Below are 19,337 nucleotides of genomic sequence, written 5' to 3'. Positions count from 1 at the left end.
GTGAAAGATGTTACAATCTATTTGTGAGATAGTTAACAAACTTTTAAATTACCTTCAGAAGGGTGGATATAAAGGATGGAATTACATGCGAAAGTGACACGTGTAGCGTTAATTGGTGCGGGGGCTGTTGGTTCAAGCTTTGCCTATCAGATGTCGACGGCGGGATTGTGTGAAGAATTGGTGATCATCGATGTGAATAAAGCCAAAGCAGAGGGCGAAGCGATGGATTTAAATCACGGGACACCTTTCAGTTCTTCCCCGATGCGCATCTGGGCAGGGGATTACTCAGACTGTAAGGATGCGGAAGTGATTGTTATCACGGCAGGGGCGCCACAAAAACCGGGCGAAACCCGACTCGATCTTGTTGCTAAAAATGCGTTGATCATGAAAGAAATGATACGCCAAATCATGGAATCTGGTTTTGATGGCATCATCGTCGTTGCATCTAACCCGGTTGACATCATGGCTCATCTGGCATGGAAATATTCCGGTCTTCCAAAATCCCGTGTCTTTGGATCAGGTACGGTTCTTGATACGGCCCGTTTGCGTCAAATGCTCGGTGAATACTTCCATATCGATTCCCGTAATGCGCATGCCTACATTCTTGGAGAGCACGGGGACACGGAATTTGCAGCCTGGAGCAACTCACGGATCTATGGTAAAACGATTGATGAATTGTTAGCGGAAGATGATCGTTACTCTCAAGCGGATCTTGATCAAATTTATATCAATGTCCGGGATGCAGCGTATCACATCATCGAACGAAAAGGGGCGACCTATTATGCGATTGGTCTTGGACTTGTTCGAATCGTCCGGGCGATTCTCGGAAATGAGAACTGTCTCTTAACGGTCGGAGCACATGTCGACGGACAGTATGGGATTTCCGGTATCCATATCGGTGTACCCGCAATCATCAACCGGCAAGGTGTTCGGGAAATCATCGAAGTTTCTTTAACGGAAGAAGAACTTAAAAAATTCCATCACTCAGCAGAAGTGTTGCGTCAAACGATGGAACCTGTTCTCCGTTAATATTGAGCCGACCGCCTAAAGCGAAAAAATCATTCTTTTTCGACAAATCGAAAAAGAGTGATTTTTTTTGTGCTGAAAATTCCGGATTAAACTAGGTTTTATTTTACTAGAAAAAGGTTATGTAAAGGATAGAAGAGTTTCTCATGTCATATTGTCTAATAGTAAAAACGCATAAAGGGGAGAAAGACAGTCATGTATACATTTCGGAAGTTAACGAAAGAAGATGCAGAACAGTATTGGAGTCTTCGACTGGAAGGATTAAAAAATCATCCAGATGCGTTTGGTCATTCGTTTGATGATGAACAACAAACACCAATTAAAGATGTTCAAGAAGGGCTGGAAGGCGATCCGGATTCGGATGAAGTATGGCTCGGAATATTTGACGGTGAAAAGTTATTTGGATTTGGTCAGGTCAAGCCGTACGAATTATCACGCGAGTCGCATAAAGCGATGATTTCTGGTGTGTATGTGTCACCGGATTATCGTGGCGGAACAGGACGTGCTCTAATGGAAGCGTTGATTGAAGAGGCAAAGCAACTTCCTGATGTCGAACAAGTCATCCTGGCAGTGCTTTCCGGCAATGAGGCTGCTCAGAACCTGTATGAATCACTGGGCTTTGAAGTATACGCGGAAGATCCGGACTCCGTTAAACTGGAAGATGGAACATACCGCGATGATATCTGGATGAAAAAATACGTCTAATGGAGGATGAATCAATTCCTTTTTAAAATTGGTTCGAAGGGAAGATTAGACGTATGAAAAGTCGTAGAGTCAATGTAAATTGAATCTACGACTTTTTTTATTCAGCAGGAAGGCAATCGAAGCAGTGAATGAGTACCCGCCTGTTCCATCTTTTGGTATCATATAAAAGGAAAAACATTCGAAAAAAGGAGTGAAACACATGCAGGCAGTTGTTCAGACGATTCGTGACTTAGTGGAGATTCCTAGTCCGACGGGATTCACCGTTCATGCACTTACATATGTAGAAAACCGGTTCAAAGAAGAAGGGATTACATATAAAAAATTAGAAAAAGGGGCTTTGCTTGCCATGTTGCCGGGGCAGTCGTCGCGGATTCGGTTACTGACAGCACATGTCGATACGTTAGGGGCGATGGTGAAGGAAATCTTACCAACCGGTCGTCTCAGTCTATCGCAGCTTGGCGGCTATGCGTGGACAGCTATTGAGGGAGAAAACTGTTTAGTTCATAAAATGGATGGACAAACCGTTTCCGGAACGATTGTCTTCCATCATTCAAGTGTCCACACGTCACGTGTGACGAATACGGAAGAACGGAGTGCGAAGAATATCGAGGTCCGACTCGACATCCGTTCGACAACGGCAGAAGAAACAAGGGTTGCCGGAATCGAAGTAGGTGACGTCGTAACGTTTGATCCACGGTTCGTTCATACGGAAACGGGATTCGTAAAATCACGACACCTTGATGACAAGGCGTCTGTTGCTTTATTGTTGGAGCTCGTCAAGAAATGGAAAACGCTGACGTTACCGCATCCTGTCCAAATTCTCATCTCCAATTATGAAGAAGTGGGCTTTGGAGGAAATGCCGGTTTTTCAGAAGATGTCGCGGAATACATCGCAGTCGACATGGGAGCGCTTGGAGAAGGACAACATTCGGATGAGTATACGGTTTCGATTTGTGCAAAAGACGGTTCCGGTCCGTATGATCTTGCGTTACGTCATCAGTTCACACGTTTAGCGCAACAGCATACGATTCCATACAAAGTGGATATCTATCCCTATTACAGTTCGGATGCTTCAGCGGCCGTCCATGCCGGACATGATGTCCGGCACGGATTACTCGGTCCCGGGATTGAATCGAGTCATTCTTACGAACGGACACACGAGACATCCCTTCAAGCCACATACGATTTACTCGATGTATTTGTAAAGGAGCCGATGAACGATGAAAACACTTTATGATGTTCAGCAATTGCTCAAATCATATGGAACGATTGTGTACCTCGGTGACCGGGAATCGGATATTGCGATGATGATGCTTGAACTGGACGAACTTGAGCAGGCCGGTGTGCTGGAAAAAAAACAATATGATTCCGCAAAAGTGATTTTAGCATACGAACTACAACAATCGAGAAAAGCATGAAAAGCTTGTGCAACCCTTTGCACAAGCAGATGAATCGGCTAAAATAAAAGGGAAGAATTTTTTATCATGAGGGAGTTATGACGATGAAGTGGTTACTGGGTGTGGATATCGGTGGAACGACGGTCAAGATGGCGATTCTGGATTTACAAGGAATCATCGTAGAAAAATGGGAAATTGAAACGGTCATCTTAAATGATGGCGGACAAATTCCGGGAGACATCGCCCGTTCTTTCTTTGAAAAATGTCAGCAAAGCAACAAGCGGGTCGAAGACTTTGTCGGCGCTGGAATCGGTGCGCCGGGATTCATCGACTTTAATACGGGTGTCGTCGAAAAAGCGGTCAATATCGGTTGGAACAATTTTGAACTCGTCGGAGAGTTTGAACGTTTAACAGGATTGCCCGCTGTGATTGAGAACGATGCGAATGCAGCGGCGATCGGTGAGATGTGGAAAGGGGCAGGGAGCGGAGCGACAGAGCTGCTTGCCGTCACACTGGGGACAGGTGTTGGTGGTGGTTTAATCACCAACGGACAAATCGTTCACGGAACAGTCGGTATGGCCGGTGAAATCGGTCATATCACGATGTTGCCGGAAGGTGGCGTCATGTGTGGTTGCGGCCGTAAAGGTTGTTTGGAAACAATTGCTTCTGCAACGGGTGTCGCCCGACTGGGTCTTGAAAAACGAAAAGGACAAATTACTTCTTTGAATAATATCAAAGCGGTTACGGCAAAAGATGTATTTGAAGCCTATTCGCAAGGGGATGCGGTAGCGACGGAAGTTGTCGAAGAAGTGACATTCCATCTTGGACTTGCTATTTCGAATTTGGCAAACAGTTTTAATCCTGAGATCATTGTCATCGGCGGTGGTGTTTCAAAAGCCGGCGATGCGTTGATGACTCCTTTAAAGGAATCGTTCGAACGATTTGCTTTACCTCGTGTCTTTGGATCAACGACCTTCAAAATCGCGGAACTCGGTAACGATGCCGGGGTCATTGGCTGCGCTTGGCTAGCCAAACAAATGTTTTTAAAAAAGTAATCATATGATTTATTTTTAAGAAGATTCGAGAAATCGAATCTTTTTTTTGTTTACATACGTAATAAAAGTATGTGATTGTAAAGTATCGACCGGATTCCGGTTGCATTTTTGTAAAAGTAAGCGTAAAATTTTCACGTGATACGGGTATAAATAGAATATGATATGTAAGACGTGTAAAAGTTCGATTAAAAAGGACACACGTATATTAGGAGGCAGGTTTTTATGCAGCAAGACTCAAGCATCTGGTCGCGTATGCGGCTAAAGGTGGGTCAAGGTGTGCGCAGCACGTATAAGGAGCACAAGCTCTTTTGGATTGCGACACTTCTGATTTGGTTAAAAACATATTTAGCGTATACGCTCTTTTTCAATGTGCCGGTCACCAATTCGGCACAGGCATTCATCTTACTGATTAACCCAATCAGTTCGGCACTGTTTATGTTTGGATTCAGTTTCTTCTTCCGTGGGAACGTTCAAAAATGGTTCATCTACGGGACCCTTGTCGTGGCGACATTCGTCCTGTATGCGGATATCATTTTCTTCCGTTTCTTTAATGATTACCTGACATTACCGGTTCTGTTCCAAACATCGAATGCAGAGACGGTTTCAGCGTCGCTCGGTTCATTGTTATCATGGGCGGATCTTCTGATTGTCGGGGACTTATTGATTCTTCCGTTTTTCTTACGGAAAATGGATATGTCGAAAAACATCGCGTCGCGTGGACGTGCGATTCTCGCTTTCGTTGCAGCGACAGCCGTTTTCCTAGGCAACCTGGCACTTGCGGAAACAGAACGCCCAGAATTACTAACACGTGCGTTTGACCGCGAACTGCTCGTCAAAAATATCGGAACGTTTAACTTCCATATGTACGATGCGTTGATTCAATCGAAAACATCAGCGCAAAAGGCAATGGCCGACAGTTCTGAGCTTTCTGAAGTTCAAAACTTTGCAGATTCAAAGTATGCTACACCAAATCCGGCGATGTTTGGGAAGTACAAAGGGAAAAACGTCATCGTCGTTTCATTTGAGTCGGCTCAATCGTTTGCTGTCGGTTTAAAAGCACCGAATGGGCAGGAAGTCACACCGAACCTTAATAAACTGATCAAAGACTCGCACTATTGGGATAATTTCTATCACAATACAGGACAAGGGAAAACATCGGATGCCGAGTTTATCTTGGAAAACTCGATTTATCCACTTGGTCGCGGATCAGCATTCTTTACAAACGGCGAAAATGAATTCCGTGCCACACCTGAAATGTTAAAAGAAGACGGCTATTATTCAGCTGTATTCCATGCAAACAACAAATCATTCTGGAACCGCGATATCGTGTACAACAGTTTCGGAGTCGATCGTTTCTTCTCGGAAACCGATTACGATTTAGGTAATCCAGAAGATTTAACAGAATGGGGACTACTGGACGACAAGTTTTTTGAGCAATCGTTACCGATGCTAAAAGATCTTCCGCGCCCGTTCTACTCGAAATTCATTACGTTGACGAACCATTATCCGTTCGAAATGCCGAAACCGGAAGATGAGCTCGTGCCACCACTTGAAACGAGTTCGACGACATTAAATCATTATGTTCAAGCACTCGCATACCAAGATATGGCGCTCGGTAAGTTCATCGAAGGATTAAAGAAAGACGGCACATGGGATGATACGATTTTCATGCTGTACGGCGATCATTACGGAATCTCGACGAATCACAATGCTGCGATGGCAGAATTGTTGAAAAAAGATGAGTTAACACCGTATGATGTTGCTCAATTGCAACGTGTACCATTTGTCATCCACTTGCCTGGGCAAAACAAAGGCGTCAAACATGATGATGTTGCAAGTCAAATTGACATCAAGCCGACGTTGTTAAATCTGCTTGGTTACAATTTCAAGGATGAAGTATTGTTCGGAACGGATCTGTTCTCAAAAGAACATAAAGATTATGCGTTGTTCCGAGACGGTTCTGTCGTAACTGATAAGACAGTCTACACACAAGAGACATGTTATGACCGTAAAACCGGTGAAGAAGTCACGGATGAGAAAGACAGCGCAATCTGTAAAGAGTCTGTCAAACAATCTGAGAAAGAACTAGGTTTATCGGATAAGGTCATTTATGGCGATTTGTTGCGTTTCTTACAAACGTCTAAATAATCAAAAAGACGGGAGCGATGTTAAATCGTTCCCGTCTTTTTTGAGAGAGTAGACAAAAAAAGATCAGCTTTCCGTTGTGGAAAGCTGACCTTTTTTTGTAAAACATGATTATGACGGAATTCCGCCGAAAATCAATGTCGCAATACCAAACCAACCGAATAAGATTACAGTCAGTCCAGCAAATACGAGTGGAAACATTTGACGTTTCTTAAGTGAACGCAAGACGGCCCAAACACCGACGAGTGCAACGATAAAGAAAAGCCAACCGATTGGTTGATCCAAATGCATGACGTACTCCCCCTTAAAAAATCACGTTATGAAGTTCACGAAGATTTCACTTAAATCTCACTTTTTAGTTTAGCCGACTGAGCGAATAAAGTCGAGAGGGCGGGCGACGAACTTTCGACAATTTCGTGTATAGTAGAGAAGAATATCAACAAAGGAGTTTGATGAGATGGAAATCGTAAGTATTACTTCAGGTATGGCTTCGGAAAACGGCTATCTTCTTTTTAAAGACGGGAAATGTCTCGTCATTGATCCGGGAACCGAAGATATACGTTTTTTTGACGAAATTGAAAAGCGCGGAGCAAAGGTCGAAGCAATCCTTTTGACGCATGCTCATTTTGATCATATTGGTGGTGTGGATATGTTGCGACGTTTTACGTCTGCACCTGCCTATATTCATCCAAAGGAAATGAAATGGTTATCGAATCCGAACCTCAACGGGTCCATCAAGTTCAATATGCCGCCTTTAAAGGTGAAACCGGCCGAACAGTTACTGGCAAGCGGTCTGCTGGAAATTGGACCATTCCAGTTTCATGTCATGGAAACACCGGGGCATTCACCGGGCAGTGTCACGTTTTATTTTAAAAAAGAGCAGGTCGCCTTTGCAGGTGATTTGATTTTCAAGCGCAGTGTCGGTCGAACCGATCTCGAAGGCGGCGATCAAGAAGTACTGACGCGGTCCATCGACCGTGTCATTGCAGAGATTCCACACGATACGATGTTTTATCCGGGGCACGGACCGGAAACGACGTTACGGCAGGAAATCAAACACAATCCATTTTTTTAAGGAAATATAAAAAAGCCCCTCGTCTTCATTCGAAGGCGAGGGGCTTTTTTGTTCACATTTGGAAATTGGACCAATACGTGAAGACGATAAAGAATACTGTTAAGTACGCTGCAAAAATGTAGACATACGTTTTTTCAGTAAGGCGAAGATAGCCTAATGCTGCAAAGAATACTGTTTGTGCCAAGAAGACGAAGCCCATAACTAAAAATGAATCCGTATGTTCACTTGAGCTAGCATCTCCACCTAGAGCGCCGATAAATGCCATGACTGCAATGATTCCAGTCCAAAATCCGAGTACGCGGTACATTCTCCCCATTCATATAACCCCCTAAATCCGACAGATAGTCAATATACGTACTTATTTTACCAAGCAAACAATCATCCGTCCATCATGTTCTAGTGTTTGTTAAGGAATAACTGTGAACAAAAGATGAAGTTTGAAAAAAACTTGTACAATAGTTGTACAAAAGGTGTACAAAATGAAAAAGGCATGGTATAGTTTCTGTAATGAGAAGCGTAGATTTTGAGAGGAGGAGCAATAATGGCGAATGAGTTGATATTTTTCACATATCCAAGCTGTACATCTTGTCGTAAAACGAAATCATGGTTAAAAGAGGAACATGTTGATGTAGAGGAACGTCATCTGTTCAGAAATGCTCCAACCGTAGATGAATTGATGGAATTACTAAAACTTTCAACGGATGGAATCGAAAGTTTACTGGCAACACGCAGTCAGGCTTTTAAAGATTTAGGGATTGATGTTGATGACATGAAACTAAGCGAACTACTTCGTTTGATGAGTGACAATCCTAAATTATTGCGTCGCCCAATCATTACTGACGGGAAACAACTTGTAATCGGGTATGATAAACCAGGACTCGAAACACTTGCGAAACGTAAGAACCGAATTATTGCTCAAGTATCTTAAAGAAGCCGATTTGTTTCGGCTTCTTTTTTTTTGTATTTTTTGAATAAGGAGGTGTTGGATTGAGAAAAGAGATCAGTCGATTGATTCATCAATTTGAAGCAGTCGGTGCGACCGATGTCCACTTTATTCCGGGTGACCGGTCGGCCCAAGTCATTTGTCGGGCGAATGGAGGGTTGGAAGAACAATCCTCGGTATCAATTGAACAGTATCGGACGATTGTCAGTCACATTCGTTATGAAGCCAACTTAAAGGAGCAAAATGAACGAATTCCTCAAAGTGGCCTCTATCCTCTTGAAGAGAGCGGAATGCGTGTCTCCATCTTACCGAGTCGATATGGTGATGCCATGTCCTGGCGTTTTTACCGTGCGGTTGTTTCGGATGAGGTTGCGGCAAGTTTGCTTGATCCCGAACAGGATTTGATTTGGTTAAAACAGCAAACACATGGATGCATCATCATTTCCGGAACGACAGGCGCAGGAAAGACAACGATGTTGTACTCATTAATGGCCTCAATGGACGGGAAAAGGATCATCTCGGTCGAGGATCCAATCGAATGTAGCGTACCGGGGATTTTACAACTGGAGTTAAATGCAAAGGCTGGTTTTGACGCAACCCGGTGTTTTGAAGAAATTCTCCGGGCCGATCCAGACTGGATTGCTTTCGGCGAAGTGAGAACAGCTGAGGCAGCACGGTTGACGATCAATGCGGCACTGAGTGGTCATGTCGTTTTGTTTACCTTGCATGCAGGATCGATTGAAGAGGCCTTGTTGCGATTAAGAACGTTAGGAGTAACAAATGAAGAATTGTCCGTCTGTAAAAAAATCATCCACTTGTACCGGGAGGAGGGAGACGTTCGCTGTACCGTCGAAAACTTACAAGCGCTAGTAAATGTCGGTTCTTAAATCGATTTCATCGTCTCTTATCTAAAGGAATCTCGACAAAAGAGGCACTGGATATATTGGTCCGTTTTGAAGATCCGTTGCTCATTCCGGTGATTCATGAGATTCAAGTCCGACTGCAACAAGGCAATCGACTCTCCTTTTCCCTTGAACCGTTAAAACTGCCGACAGCTTTACAACAATTACTTACAGTAGGAGATCAGACGGAACGTCCGCTGATGATTTTACGACAAGTCATTCGGTTACTGGAGCTTGAAAGTCAGATGAAAAAGAAATTTTGGAAGATGGCCCGTTATCCGATTGTCTTGGCAGCCAGTCTGTTGCTACTGTTCATGTTTTATGCTCTTTATGTGTTTCCTTCCTTATTGGAGATGTCGAATCCGGCTACCTTACCTCCATTCGTTCGTCCCCTCCTTCATTCTTCAGCAAAATATGTCATGGCGTTTGCTCCTGTCACGACGGTGATCGGACTTGTTCTCCTGATTCGGCATATTCCGATGAAGCGTTTGCTTCGTATGAAGATGATTCAAAAAATGCTGCGTTTGTATTACAGCTACTTGTTTACAATCGAGATCGGTTCTTTTATCGATGCCGGATTTTCATTAGAAGAAGCTTTTCATGCTTTGGAACAAGGGCAAACCGGAAAAAAGAAACAGATGTATCAGGTGCTGCACCACCGCCAAAAAAGTGGTCAACCGTTATCGGAGGCAATGCAGGATGAAAATATCATTGATGTCGAAACTGTCGGATTAGTTCATATTGCGCGGGAAAGTGGTGATTTAGGTCCTTTATTACTGGAGCAAGCGGCATTATTGCATGAATCAATTGAGGAAGAAGTCGAAAAGAAACTGTTATTGATTGAACCGGCATTGTACGGAGGATTAACCGTTATGACAGGAACACTGTTTTTAATCCTCTACTATCCGATTCAACTCGCTATTCAGCAACTTCCATTTTAAAGAGATGAGGAGTCAATCAAATGAAACGTTTTATTCAAAATCAACGAGGATTCACTTTACTTGAAATGGCAGCCGTCCTGCTGATCATTTCCTTACTTTTACTCGTTTTGATTCCGACCATGACGAGCGGGAAAGACCAGGCGAAAGGAGTCAGTTGCGAAGCAAACATCCGTGTCATCCGCTCCGAGGTAAATCTTTATTATGCGAAAGAAAAAACGTATCCGGAATCACTGCAAACCATCAATCGGGGGACAGCGGAAAAACCAAACGAACTTGCTTGCGATCAGGAGACCTATACGTATGATGCGAAGACTGGAGAACTTACGAAAGTTAAATGACGGATTTACGTTAATTGAAATGACCGTTGTACTGGTGATGATCGGATGTCTTTTGATATTTTTATTACCAACCGTCATCGATCGAAGACCGGCCCTGTATACGCTGGAACAAGACATTGGAATCCTCAAACAGGATGTTCAGACCCTACGATTGATTCAATATTCTAAAACGGGTGACCAAAATCAGATGCAGCTCCGCTGGAAAAATGACGGCAAAGGATATTTCATCATGGCGAACGATCGCCTGTTATGGCAACGGACATTTCAACCGGGTCACGCCTGTATCGTTCCTTCGAACGGACGGATCATTTACTTTAAAAGTTATCATTCGACGTATGCGTCGACCTGGGTGTGTCAATCGATGACACAAGCGTTTGAAATCAAATTTTTACTCGGCAATTATCAAATGGTGATTCAAAAAACGAGGTAAATACCGTGGGGAATAAAAACATTCAGCAACAGGGATTCACGCTTCTGGAAGTCGTTTTATCGATGGTTGCCATCGCTTGTTTCCTGATGCTCGCAATCGATCCTCTGTTGTCTTTTCAAAAGCAAAAAAATCAATTGATGGTCGAAACACGCCGTCTCGATCAAATGGCGTCTGATCAAATCGCAGAAAGAAGAACAGGCTACGACATTACAGAAGGGATGTGGTGTAGTGAAGAGGTCTGTTTGGCGAGCTCAATCCGGAACGACACTCCTCGAAATTTCATTGGTCCTTTGGCTGAGCCCGCTGCTGTTGATTAGTCTGATTGCGATGACACAAATCGTCAGTACCGTGCATCACGAGCAACCGATGGAAGAAGAATTATTTTTTCATACGATTGAGCGACTGATGTGGCGGAGTATTTCGTGTGAAAAAAATGGTGATGTAGTTCGCGGCGTAGACGTTGATCCGGAAGAGGATCCGGTCAAATGGCGGCTCGTCCGTGTACAAAATCAAATCCGATTAAAAAAAGAATTTGGAGGCGAACTGACGTATGCCCACGATGTAACGCATTACCAAGTCCGCCAGGAAGGACAGACGCTCATTTTCGAACTCAATCAGCATCAACGAACCGTTCAGTGCAAGAAGGCGGCTTCATCCTGATCCAAACCCTGTTGTTGCTGCTTGGAATAGGCGTGGCCATCCTGCTAGGGTGTCATCAGATGGATGAAGCGGTGAAACAGGTTCAGTTGGAGAAAGAAGCGCTACAACTCGAGTCGCTCGTGCGAGCCGCAACAAAGGACTGTCGTCAAGATGAAACCGTCCAGTATCCAATTGGTCAAGTTATCTGTACACGGACAGATAAAGGCTTTAAAATGGAAGCGATACTAGATAATGGACAGAGAATCGAGGCGGTTGTTTCGAATGGATAAGGTTTATTTGATTGGTTTTATGGGAACTGGTAAAACAGCGATTGGACGTAATCTTCAAGTGCATTATCATGTCGAAGAACTGGATGAGCGCTTTGTCCAGGAGTATGGTTCGATTACGGAGTTCTTCGCAAAACACCGTGAAACAGGATTCCGGGATCGGGAAGTCGAATTGTTACGAAGTAGTGAAGCGGAAATTGTCGTCACGGGAGGCGGAATCATCGAGCGTTTGGAAAACCGGACGTTCATGAAAGAAACCGGAATCGTCATCTGGATTGATACGCCATTCCATTTGGTCTGGAATCGAATCAGGACAGACCCATCCCGTCCGCTTGTCAAATCTCGGATGACAGTCGAAAAATTATTTCGGAGACGCCGACCTATCTATGCGCGGTTGGCAGATATCCGCTTAGATGGTAAGAAGTCTGTCCGGGAACTGGCAAAAGAAATCGAAACGATATTGGAGGAGAACGTATGATTTGGATCAATCTCGGAATTATCGTCTTAGCAATCATCGGTTTGGTGATTTATGGGCTAAGCCTATACAAAAAGAAGATTTCAAAAGATGTGACAGTGATCAAGCAACTACTGGAACGTTTTTCCATTCGTCAACAAACGTTGCAGACGAATATTGATCATACGACAAGCCGGATCAATCAAATCAAAGGAAACGTCGATCATTTGGTCGCGGAGGGGAAACGAGTGGAGCAAGGAGGACGTCAACTCATTGCTGAAGGACAACGTCTTAAAACAGAGGTTGAACATACTGCAGGGCTTAAACCATTTTGAAATGGCTTTCATCGGCTGAATATGAAACAATAGGAGAGAAGGGACTTTGTCCTTTCTCTCTTTCCTTTTGTTCAATTTCCGAATAAACCTAGAATAAAAGATTTTAAATTGGTAGAATGTAATTGAAAGTTGAACAATAAAGAGAAAAGGAACTAAAAATGTTCGTAATTAGGGGGAAAAGTATGAGTCAGACGACATTGAAGAGAACGCCATTGTTCGACATCATTGCACCAACGGGGAAAATGGTCGATTTTGCAGGGTTTGAAATGCCAGTTCTGTTTTCATCCATCAAGGAAGAGCATACAGCGGTGCGGGAACGTGTCGGAATGTTTGATGTATCCCATATGGGCGAGTTGTTTGTTTCCGGATCAGATGCGTTAGCATTTCTTCAACAGACGTTGTCCAATGACATCTCGAAGATTGCGATCGGGCAGGCGCAATACAATGTTTTGTGCCAGGAAAATGGTGGGACAGTAGACGATCTATTGGTTTATCGTTTAACAGAACAGGACTATCTGCTTGTCGTCAATGCATCCAACATTGAAAAAGATGAAGCGCACTTACGTCAGTATTTAAAAGGGGACGTGTTGCTTGAAAATCAATCGGATGCCTATGGGCAAATTGCCGTTCAAGGTCCAAAAGCGGTTGAAGTGTTGCAGGGACTGACGACGCTCAATCTCGAAGACATCAAATTTTTCCGTTTTGCGCAAGGAGAGTTGGCCGGAGTCGATATGCTGGTATCACGCAGCGGGTATACAGGAGAAGATGGGTTCGAACTGTACATGCCGTCTGCAGACGCCTCGACAGTCTGGAAAGTGTTATTAGAAGCGGGTGTCGTACCGTGTGGGCTGGGTGCCCGGGATACGTTACGATTTGAAGCATGTTTGCCTTTATACGGCCACGAGTTATCGGCGACGATTTCACCGATTGAAGCAGGAATGGGGTTTGCCGTCAAACCACAAGTGAAGTCGTTTGTCGGATCGGAAGCTTTGTTGAAACAGAAAGAAGACAGTCCGCGCCGCCGATTAATCGGTCTTGAACTTCTTGATAAGGGGATTGCTCGTCAAGACGCTTCGGTTCTAGTGAACGGAGAACCCGTCGGATTCGTTACGACCGGTACATTACCACCGACAATCGGTAAAGCCATTGCGTTAGCACTTGTACCTACGGAATATGCGACTGAGGAAACGTTCGAAGTCGAAGTACGCGGAAAAAAACTGGCGGCAAAACGAATCGACACACCATTCTATCGCCGGAGCAAATAAGGGGGACATAAAAGATGGATTTTCGTTATTTACCGATGACACAAGAAGATGAAAAAGAAATGTTACAGACGATTGGTGCGGACTCGATTGAAGACTTGCTTGCCGATATCCCGGCGAGTGTACGCGATCAAGGAACTTTGGAAGAAGTGGGCATTCCCTTACCGGAAACCGATTTGATTCGAACGCTCTCAAAACTTGCCGATCAAAACATGAACACGAAGCAGTATCCGTCTTTCCTTGGTGCTGGTATCTATGACCACTATGCACCTGCTGTCGTGAACCATATGTTACTCCGCTCTGAGTTCTACACGGCCTATACGCCGTATCAACCTGAAATTTCACAAGGGGAGCTGCAGGCGATTTTTGAATACCAAACGATGATTTGTGAATTGACGGGAATGGATGTCGCCAACTCTTCGATGTACGACGGGATTACAGCACTGGCTGAAGCGGCAATGCTTGCCTGTGCCCATAAGAAAAAGAAGACAATCGTTCTTTCAGATGGTGTGCATCCGGAAGCACACGATGTCGTGCGGACCTACGCAAACGGTCCCGGACTTGAAGTACAGACATTACCGCTCGTGAATGGTGAAACGGCGATCGCGAACCTGGATGCACTCGATGATGTCGCGTGTGTCATCGTGCAATATCCGAACTTCTATGGACGTGTCGAAGATTTACAAGCATTAGCAGACGCGACGCATGCAAAAGGCGGGTTATTCATCGTCTCGGCCAACCCACTTGCACTCGGCTTATTAGAAGCACCGGGTAAGCTTGGGGCGGATATTACAATTGGGGATTGCCAACCGTTCGGAATTCCACAGAGCTTTGGTGGACCGACATGCGGGTATTTCACGACGACAAAAGCGTTAATGCGAAAAATCCCTGGACGTCTTGTCGGTCAGACGGTCGACGAAGACGGAAAACGTGGTTTCGTCCTGACATTACAAGCGCGTGAACAACACATTCGCCGCGATAAAGCGACTTCGAATATCTGTTCGAACCAGGCACTGAATGCTTTAGCGGCCTCCATCGCGATGAGCGCACTAGGAAAGCGCGGGATTCGTGAACTGGCAACCCGCAACCTTCAGACGGCCTACGCCTTGAAAAAATCATTGATTCAAGCAGGTTTCCACATCGTGGACGACGGTCCGAGCTTCAATGAATTTGTGGTTGAATTGCCAATCGATGCGACAGAAGCCGGCAAACAGTTGTTGCAAGCCGGAATCATCGGTGGTCTGCCACTTGGTACGTTTGACGACAGTCGGAACAAACAAATGCTTGTTTGTGCGACGGAATTACGGACGAAAGAAGAATTGGATCAATTCGTGACTGCGTTAGGAGGACTGACTCATGCATAAAACTAGTGAACAGACATTGATTTTTGAAATCTCAAAAGCTGGTCGTGTCGCCTACAGTTTACCGCTTCCGACGGTCGACGAAGTAGCGGCGGAAGATTTATTGCCTGCGCATTTGCTACGCCAAGAGGACGTGGAGTTGCCGGAAGTATCTGAACTGGATCTTGTCCGTCATTATACCGCCCTTTCGAACCGAAATCACGGGGTCGATTCCGGTTTCTATCCGCTTGGTTCATGTACGATGAAATACAATCCGAAAATCAATGAAGATATGGCACGTCTCCCGGGATTCGCTCATATCCACCCATTGCAACCGGTTGAGAGCGTACAAGGTGCTCTTGAACTGATGTACGACTTACAAGAGAAACTGGCAGTCATTACCGGTATGGATGAAGTGACGTTGCAACCGGCAGCAGGAGCCCACGGTGAGTGGACAGGACTGATGTTGATCAAAGCATACCATCATGCGCGGGGAGATTTTAAACGGACGAAAGTTCTCGTTCCGGACTCAGCTCACGGAACGAATCCGGCATCGGCTTCTGTTGCTGGTTTTGATACGGTGACGGTCTTATCTGACGAGCGCGGATTAGTCGATTTAGCTGATTTAAAGAGTAAAGTCGGAGAAGATACGGCAGCGTTGATGCTGACGAATCCGAATACACTCGGCCTGTTCGAATCGGATATCGTCGAGATTGCGAAAGCTGTCCACGAAGCCGGCGGAAAACTGTATTACGATGGTGCGAACTCTAACGCGATCATGGGAATTGCGCGTCCCGGGGACATGGGCTTTGATGTTGTCCACTTGAATCTCCACAAGACGTTTACAGGTCCTCACGGCGGCGGTGGTCCTGGTTCAGGTCCGGTCGGTGTCAAACATGACTTGATTCCATATCTGCCAAAACCGATCGTGGCGAAAACGGCAGATGGTTTTGTACTCGATTACGACCGTCCGGAATCAATCGGCCGCGTCAAACCGTTTTATGGAAACTTCGGAATCAACGTCCGGGCCTACAGTTATATCCGGACGATGGGAGGCGCAGGGCTTGCCCGCGTTTCGAAAGAAGCCGTCTTGAATGCCAATTACATGTTGGCACGTCTGAAGGGTGCATATGATGCTCCTTATGATGTCTATTGCAAACACGAATTTGTTCTGTCGGGACGTCGTCAAAAAGCACTGGGTGTCCGGACGCTCGATATCGCCAAACGCCTGCTTGACTTCGGATATCACCCGCCAACGATTTACTTCCCGTTGAATGTCGAAGAATGTATCATGATCGAACCGACGGAAACAGAATCGAAGGAGACGCTTGATGCATTTTGCGATGCGATGCTCCAAATTGCGAAAGAAGTCGAAGAGACGCCGGACGTCGTCTTGAACGCACCGCATACGACGGTCGTCAAACGTATGGACGAGACATTAGCAGCACGTAAGCCGATTTTACGTTACCAGCCGAAACAGGAAGTTCACGTCTAAATAAAAAACCATCCCGCGTCTTAATTGACAGGGATGGTTTTGTTATGAAGTAAAAGGAATCAGCTGCGTTTGACTTTTCCGGTCCATTGCTTGAATCCGCCTTTAAGTTGATACAAGTTCGTATAACCGGCTTTTTTCAAGACTTTGGCCGCTTGCGATGAACGCATGTTGCCTTGGCAATACAAATAAATCGGCATATCCTTACGTAATTCTTTCGAACGCATTTTCATCTGACTGACCGGTATGTTACGCGCTCCGATGATGTGACCGCCTTTAAATTCCTGTGTCTCGCGGACGTCTACGATTTGTGCTTTCCGGTAGTTTGCCCGGAATTCCTCTTGTGAGAGCTTCGTGATTCCTTTGACCGGCATGAAGCGCCAGACGATATAAGCAATCAAGGCTACCCATAAGACGATCGTGATGATTGTACTGATTTCCATATCTAAGTTCCAACCCCTTCGTTCATATAACATCTTTACCATTATAGTAAACGAAATCGATTTCGGCAATCGACTCGTCGTTGCGCAGGATAGAAAGGGTCTGATACACTAATACGGAAACGTTTCTGGGGGTGTTCACTTGATCAGAGAGTGGCAAGTATTGACGACGGAAAGAATGGAACCGGCATTGAACATGGCGATTGACGAAGCCTTAATCGGTTTTGTCGGCCGAGGCGAAGTCGCACCGACGCTTCGTTTTTATTCGTGGGAACCAAGGGGATTAAGTGTCGGTCATTTTCAACGGGCGACAAAAGATATTGATCGCAAACGGATCGAAGCACTGGGTATTCCAATCGTTCGCCGGATGACCGGGGGACGAGCTGTCTTACACGCCGACGAATTGACATACAGTGTGATTCTTCCTGAACAGATGGAAGGCGTCCCGAAAACCGTCATTGAAAGTTACCGGATGCTGACAGAAGGAATCCGTAAAGGGTATCATCATTTAGGGATTCCTGTTGAATTTTCGGTTCCGATGACAGAAGAAGAAAAAGACGAATTGCGAAAACCGAAGTCTGCTGTCTGTTTTGATGCCGCATCGTATTATGAACTGGCAGTCGGAAAACGGAAAGTGGCCGGAAGTGCGCAAGTCCGTCATCAAGGCGTCGTGTTGCAACACGGTTCTGTGCCGCTGTCTGTCGATGAAGGGGAATTGTTTGACTGTTTTATGTACGAAGATGAAACGATGCGTGAACGGATGAAAGCACGTTTTGCCGGAAAAGCGGTTGCCTTGAATGAGCTTGCTGGACGTTCTGTCTCATTCGAAGAAGTTCGTCTTGCTTTTGTAAAGGGATTTGAAGATGCACTTCAATTGACCTTCACCCCGCTAGAGTTCACAACGCATCAATGGCAGGAAATTGAGCGGTTGGCAGAGAAGTACCGTAGTGAAGAATGGAACTGGAAGCGCTAAAGAGATGGATTGGAAGGTGATGTCGTGCCGACTCCGAGCATGGAAGATTATTTAGAACAAATCTATATTTTGATTGAAGAAAAAGGATATGCCCGTGTATCCGATATTGCAGAACTGTTAGGTGTTCATCCGTCCTCTGTGACAAAGATGGTCCAGAAGTTGGACCGGGAAGAATATCTCGTGTATGAGAAATACCGTGGATTGATGTTAACGGCAAAAGGACGGAAAATCGGGAAGCGCCTTGTCGAACGTCATGCGTTGTTAGAAGATTTTCTGCGCCTCGTCGGAGTGGATGAATCTTTGATTTACAAAGATGTGGAAGGAATCGAGCATCATATCAGTATTGAAGCACTCGATAAAATCAACGGAATGATTCAGTTTTTTGCCGAACGTCCGGAATTACAAGCGGAATTTCAAAAACATCAGCAAGTACACCCAGAAGAATGAGTGTACTTGTTTTTTTGTCTCATTCTTCTTAAAAGACGAACGATTTTTAATTAAATGTCATTATAGTACGGTTAATGGGGAGGCGGATATGCTATACTGACCGTGAAATCATCGAAGGGGGTGACGGATGGATCTCCATCCGGTTATGGAAATCGTGATTAAAGAGAAGTTAGTATCGGAATCAGAACTTGCGTCAAAAGTAAAAGATCTTGCTGCTGCAATTGAACGTGACGCGGCAGGTCGACAAATTGTTTTAGTCGTCGTATTAAAAGGTTCAATGGTCTTTGCTGCCGATTTGATGCGCGAAATCAAAGGTAGTGTCCAAATCGATACAGTCGCCTGTTCTTCTTATGGCGCCAAAACGGTTTCGTCCGGACGCGTCCAGTTGAAAAAGGACTTGGATCTTGATGTCGAAGGGAAATACGTCGTCGTCGTCGAGGATATCATCGATACCGGGCATACCTTAAGTTTCTTGTGTGAACACATGAAGCTGCATAAACCGGGTGTCTTGAAAATTTGTACGTTACTCGACAAGCCGGCACGACGGGAAGTACCGCTCGATGCCGATTATGTCGGATTTGAGATTCCCGATTATTTTGTAGTCGGTTATGGTATTGATTGTGCCGAGGAATACCGGAACCTGCCGTACGTCGGTTGGGTCGAGACGGATTAAAAAAAACAGTAGCTGTGTAGCCTTATCGGCACACAGCT

At 45.1% G+C, this 19,337-nt stretch carries 26 protein-coding genes; 23 read left to right on the top strand and 3 right to left on the bottom strand.

All coding sequences use genetic code 11. The annotated features are described in order from the left end of the window. The first annotated feature begins 75 nt into the window (after positions 1-75). From KNP93_RS06675 to KNP93_RS06650, 6 genes are all read left to right on the top strand, one after another. Positions 76-1,029, top strand: coding sequence for an L-lactate dehydrogenase (locus tag KNP93_RS06675; RefSeq protein ID WP_131503157.1), 954 nt, complete (start codon positions 76-78; stop codon positions 1,027-1,029). A 192-nt stretch (positions 1,030-1,221) separates the two neighbouring features. Continuing rightward, positions 1,222-1,731, top strand: coding sequence for a GNAT family N-acetyltransferase (locus KNP93_RS06670; RefSeq protein WP_114596370.1), 510 nt, complete (start codon positions 1,222-1,224; stop codon positions 1,729-1,731). A 199-nt stretch (positions 1,732-1,930) separates the two neighbouring features. After that, positions 1,931-2,968: a M42 family metallopeptidase gene (locus tag KNP93_RS06665; RefSeq protein WP_214854041.1), complete on the top strand. Its 1,038-nt coding sequence runs from the start codon at positions 1,931-1,933 to the stop codon at positions 2,966-2,968. Beyond that, complete coding sequence (locus KNP93_RS06660; RefSeq protein ID WP_131503155.1) at positions 2,952-3,149, top strand: YqgQ family protein; 198 nt, start codon at positions 2,952-2,954, stop codon at positions 3,147-3,149. Before KNP93_RS06665 ends, KNP93_RS06660 begins: the two co-directional genes overlap by 17 nt. Positions 3,150-3,226: 77 nt before the next feature. Next, entirely contained in the window at positions 3,227-4,183 is a 957-nt protein-coding gene (locus KNP93_RS06655) for an ROK family glucokinase (RefSeq protein ID WP_131503154.1), read from the top strand. Between the two features lie 222 nt (positions 4,184-4,405). After that, positions 4,406-6,331: an LTA synthase family protein gene (locus KNP93_RS06650; RefSeq protein WP_214854038.1), complete on the top strand. Its 1,926-nt coding sequence runs from the start codon at positions 4,406-4,408 to the stop codon at positions 6,329-6,331. Positions 6,332-6,439: 108 nt separating this feature from the next. Here the strand turns inward: KNP93_RS06650 and KNP93_RS06645 are convergent, their stop codons facing one another. Further along, entirely contained in the window at positions 6,440-6,619 is a 180-nt protein-coding gene (locus tag KNP93_RS06645; RefSeq protein WP_012369780.1) for a DUF2759 domain-containing protein, read from the bottom strand. A 166-nt stretch (positions 6,620-6,785) separates the two neighbouring features. Between KNP93_RS06645 and KNP93_RS06640 the strand changes: the two genes are divergently transcribed. Continuing rightward, positions 6,786-7,403 (top strand): MBL fold metallo-hydrolase, encoded by a 618-nt coding sequence (locus tag KNP93_RS06640; protein ID WP_188005250.1) that lies wholly within the window; start codon positions 6,786-6,788, stop codon positions 7,401-7,403. 52 nt (positions 7,404-7,455) lie between these two features. Here KNP93_RS06640 and KNP93_RS06635 read toward each other — a convergent pair whose 3' ends face one another. Further along, positions 7,456-7,719 (bottom strand): DUF2626 family protein, encoded by a 264-nt coding sequence (locus KNP93_RS06635; protein WP_012369782.1) that lies wholly within the window; start codon positions 7,717-7,719, stop codon positions 7,456-7,458. A gap of 225 nt (positions 7,720-7,944) precedes the next feature. Between KNP93_RS06635 and KNP93_RS06630 the strand changes: the two genes are divergently transcribed. The 13 genes from KNP93_RS06630 to gcvPB all read left to right on the top strand — a co-directional run bounded on the left by KNP93_RS06630 (position 7,945) and on the right by gcvPB (position 16,769). Then, positions 7,945-8,331 (top strand): Spx/MgsR family RNA polymerase-binding regulatory protein, encoded by a 387-nt coding sequence (locus KNP93_RS06630; protein WP_012369783.1) that lies wholly within the window; start codon positions 7,945-7,947, stop codon positions 8,329-8,331. Positions 8,332-8,390: 59 nt separating this feature from the next. After that, entirely contained in the window at positions 8,391-9,233 is an 843-nt protein-coding gene (locus KNP93_RS06625) for an ATPase, T2SS/T4P/T4SS family (RefSeq protein ID WP_131503150.1), read from the top strand. A gap of 29 nt (positions 9,234-9,262) precedes the next feature. After that, positions 9,263-10,189: a type II secretion system F family protein gene (locus KNP93_RS06620; RefSeq protein ID WP_214854269.1), complete on the top strand. Its 927-nt coding sequence runs from the start codon at positions 9,263-9,265 to the stop codon at positions 10,187-10,189. Positions 10,190-10,209: 20 nt separating this feature from the next. After that, entirely contained in the window at positions 10,210-10,527 is a 318-nt protein-coding gene (locus KNP93_RS06615; RefSeq protein WP_131503148.1) for a competence type IV pilus major pilin ComGC, read from the top strand. Then, on the top strand, positions 10,490-10,957 hold the full coding sequence (locus KNP93_RS06610) for a prepilin-type N-terminal cleavage/methylation domain-containing protein (protein WP_214854024.1): 468 nt from the start codon (positions 10,490-10,492) through the stop codon (positions 10,955-10,957). Before KNP93_RS06615 ends, KNP93_RS06610 begins: the two co-directional genes overlap by 38 nt. Positions 10,958-10,962: 5 nt before the next feature. Continuing rightward, positions 10,963-11,274 carry a PulJ/GspJ family protein gene (locus tag KNP93_RS06605; protein ID WP_131503146.1) on the top strand — a complete coding sequence of 104 codons (312 nt, stop codon included), beginning with the start codon at positions 10,963-10,965 and terminating at the stop codon, positions 11,272-11,274. After that, entirely contained in the window at positions 11,267-11,617 is a 351-nt protein-coding gene (locus tag KNP93_RS06600) for a hypothetical protein (RefSeq protein ID WP_251138682.1), read from the top strand. The genes KNP93_RS06605 and KNP93_RS06600 overlap by 8 nt, the downstream gene beginning before the upstream one ends. Before the next feature lie 59 nt (positions 11,618-11,676). Continuing rightward, positions 11,677-11,886, top strand: coding sequence for a hypothetical protein (locus tag KNP93_RS06595; RefSeq protein WP_251138681.1), 210 nt, complete (start codon positions 11,677-11,679; stop codon positions 11,884-11,886). Then, positions 11,879-12,361, top strand: coding sequence for a shikimate kinase (locus KNP93_RS06590; protein ID WP_188005252.1), 483 nt, complete (start codon positions 11,879-11,881; stop codon positions 12,359-12,361). Before KNP93_RS06595 ends, KNP93_RS06590 begins: the two co-directional genes overlap by 8 nt. Beyond that, positions 12,358-12,672 (top strand): hypothetical protein, encoded by a 315-nt coding sequence (locus tag KNP93_RS06585; protein WP_114596360.1) that lies wholly within the window; start codon positions 12,358-12,360, stop codon positions 12,670-12,672. Before KNP93_RS06590 ends, KNP93_RS06585 begins: the two co-directional genes overlap by 4 nt. 182 nt (positions 12,673-12,854) lie before the next feature. Next, positions 12,855-13,937: a glycine cleavage system aminomethyltransferase GcvT gene (gcvT, locus tag KNP93_RS06580; RefSeq protein WP_214854020.1), complete on the top strand. Its 1,083-nt coding sequence runs from the start codon at positions 12,855-12,857 to the stop codon at positions 13,935-13,937. Between the two features lie 14 nt (positions 13,938-13,951). Continuing rightward, a complete protein-coding gene (gene gcvPA / locus KNP93_RS06575) occupies positions 13,952-15,298 on the top strand; it encodes an aminomethyl-transferring glycine dehydrogenase subunit GcvPA (protein ID WP_131503142.1) in 1,347 nt (448 codons plus the stop codon). Further along, the gene (gene gcvPB, locus KNP93_RS06570) at positions 15,291-16,769 is read left to right on the top strand and encodes an aminomethyl-transferring glycine dehydrogenase subunit GcvPB (RefSeq protein ID WP_131503141.1); all 1,479 of its coding nucleotides are present in this window, start codon (positions 15,291-15,293) and stop codon (positions 16,767-16,769) included. The genes gcvPA and gcvPB overlap by 8 nt, the downstream gene beginning before the upstream one ends. A gap of 59 nt (positions 16,770-16,828) precedes the next feature. Here gcvPB and KNP93_RS06565 read toward each other — a convergent pair whose 3' ends face one another. After that, a complete protein-coding gene (locus tag KNP93_RS06565; RefSeq protein ID WP_114596356.1) occupies positions 16,829-17,209 on the bottom strand; it encodes a rhodanese-like domain-containing protein in 381 nt (126 codons plus the stop codon). A 139-nt stretch (positions 17,210-17,348) separates the two neighbouring features. Here KNP93_RS06565 and KNP93_RS06560 point away from each other — a divergent pair, with 139 nt between their 5' ends. The 3 genes from KNP93_RS06560 to hpt all read left to right on the top strand — a co-directional run bounded on the left by KNP93_RS06560 (position 17,349) and on the right by hpt (position 19,299). Further along, complete coding sequence (locus KNP93_RS06560; protein WP_131503140.1) at positions 17,349-18,179, top strand: lipoate--protein ligase family protein; 831 nt, start codon at positions 17,349-17,351, stop codon at positions 18,177-18,179. 24 nt (positions 18,180-18,203) lie between these two features. Then, positions 18,204-18,626: a transcriptional regulator MntR gene (gene mntR / locus KNP93_RS06555; protein WP_034770295.1), complete on the top strand. Its 423-nt coding sequence runs from the start codon at positions 18,204-18,206 to the stop codon at positions 18,624-18,626. A gap of 145 nt (positions 18,627-18,771) precedes the next feature. Beyond that, positions 18,772-19,299: a hypoxanthine phosphoribosyltransferase gene (gene hpt / locus KNP93_RS06550; RefSeq protein WP_131503186.1), complete on the top strand. Its 528-nt coding sequence runs from the start codon at positions 18,772-18,774 to the stop codon at positions 19,297-19,299. Positions 19,300-19,337 lie beyond the last annotated feature (38 nt).

Origin of the sequence: Exiguobacterium sp. s166 (assembly GCF_018618855.1) — a bacterium.
GTDB lineage: Bacteria > Bacillota > Bacilli > Exiguobacteriales > Exiguobacteriaceae > Exiguobacterium_A.
The sequence above is the reverse complement of the archived record's forward strand: the minus strand, read 5'-3'. Positions and strand labels throughout refer to the sequence as shown.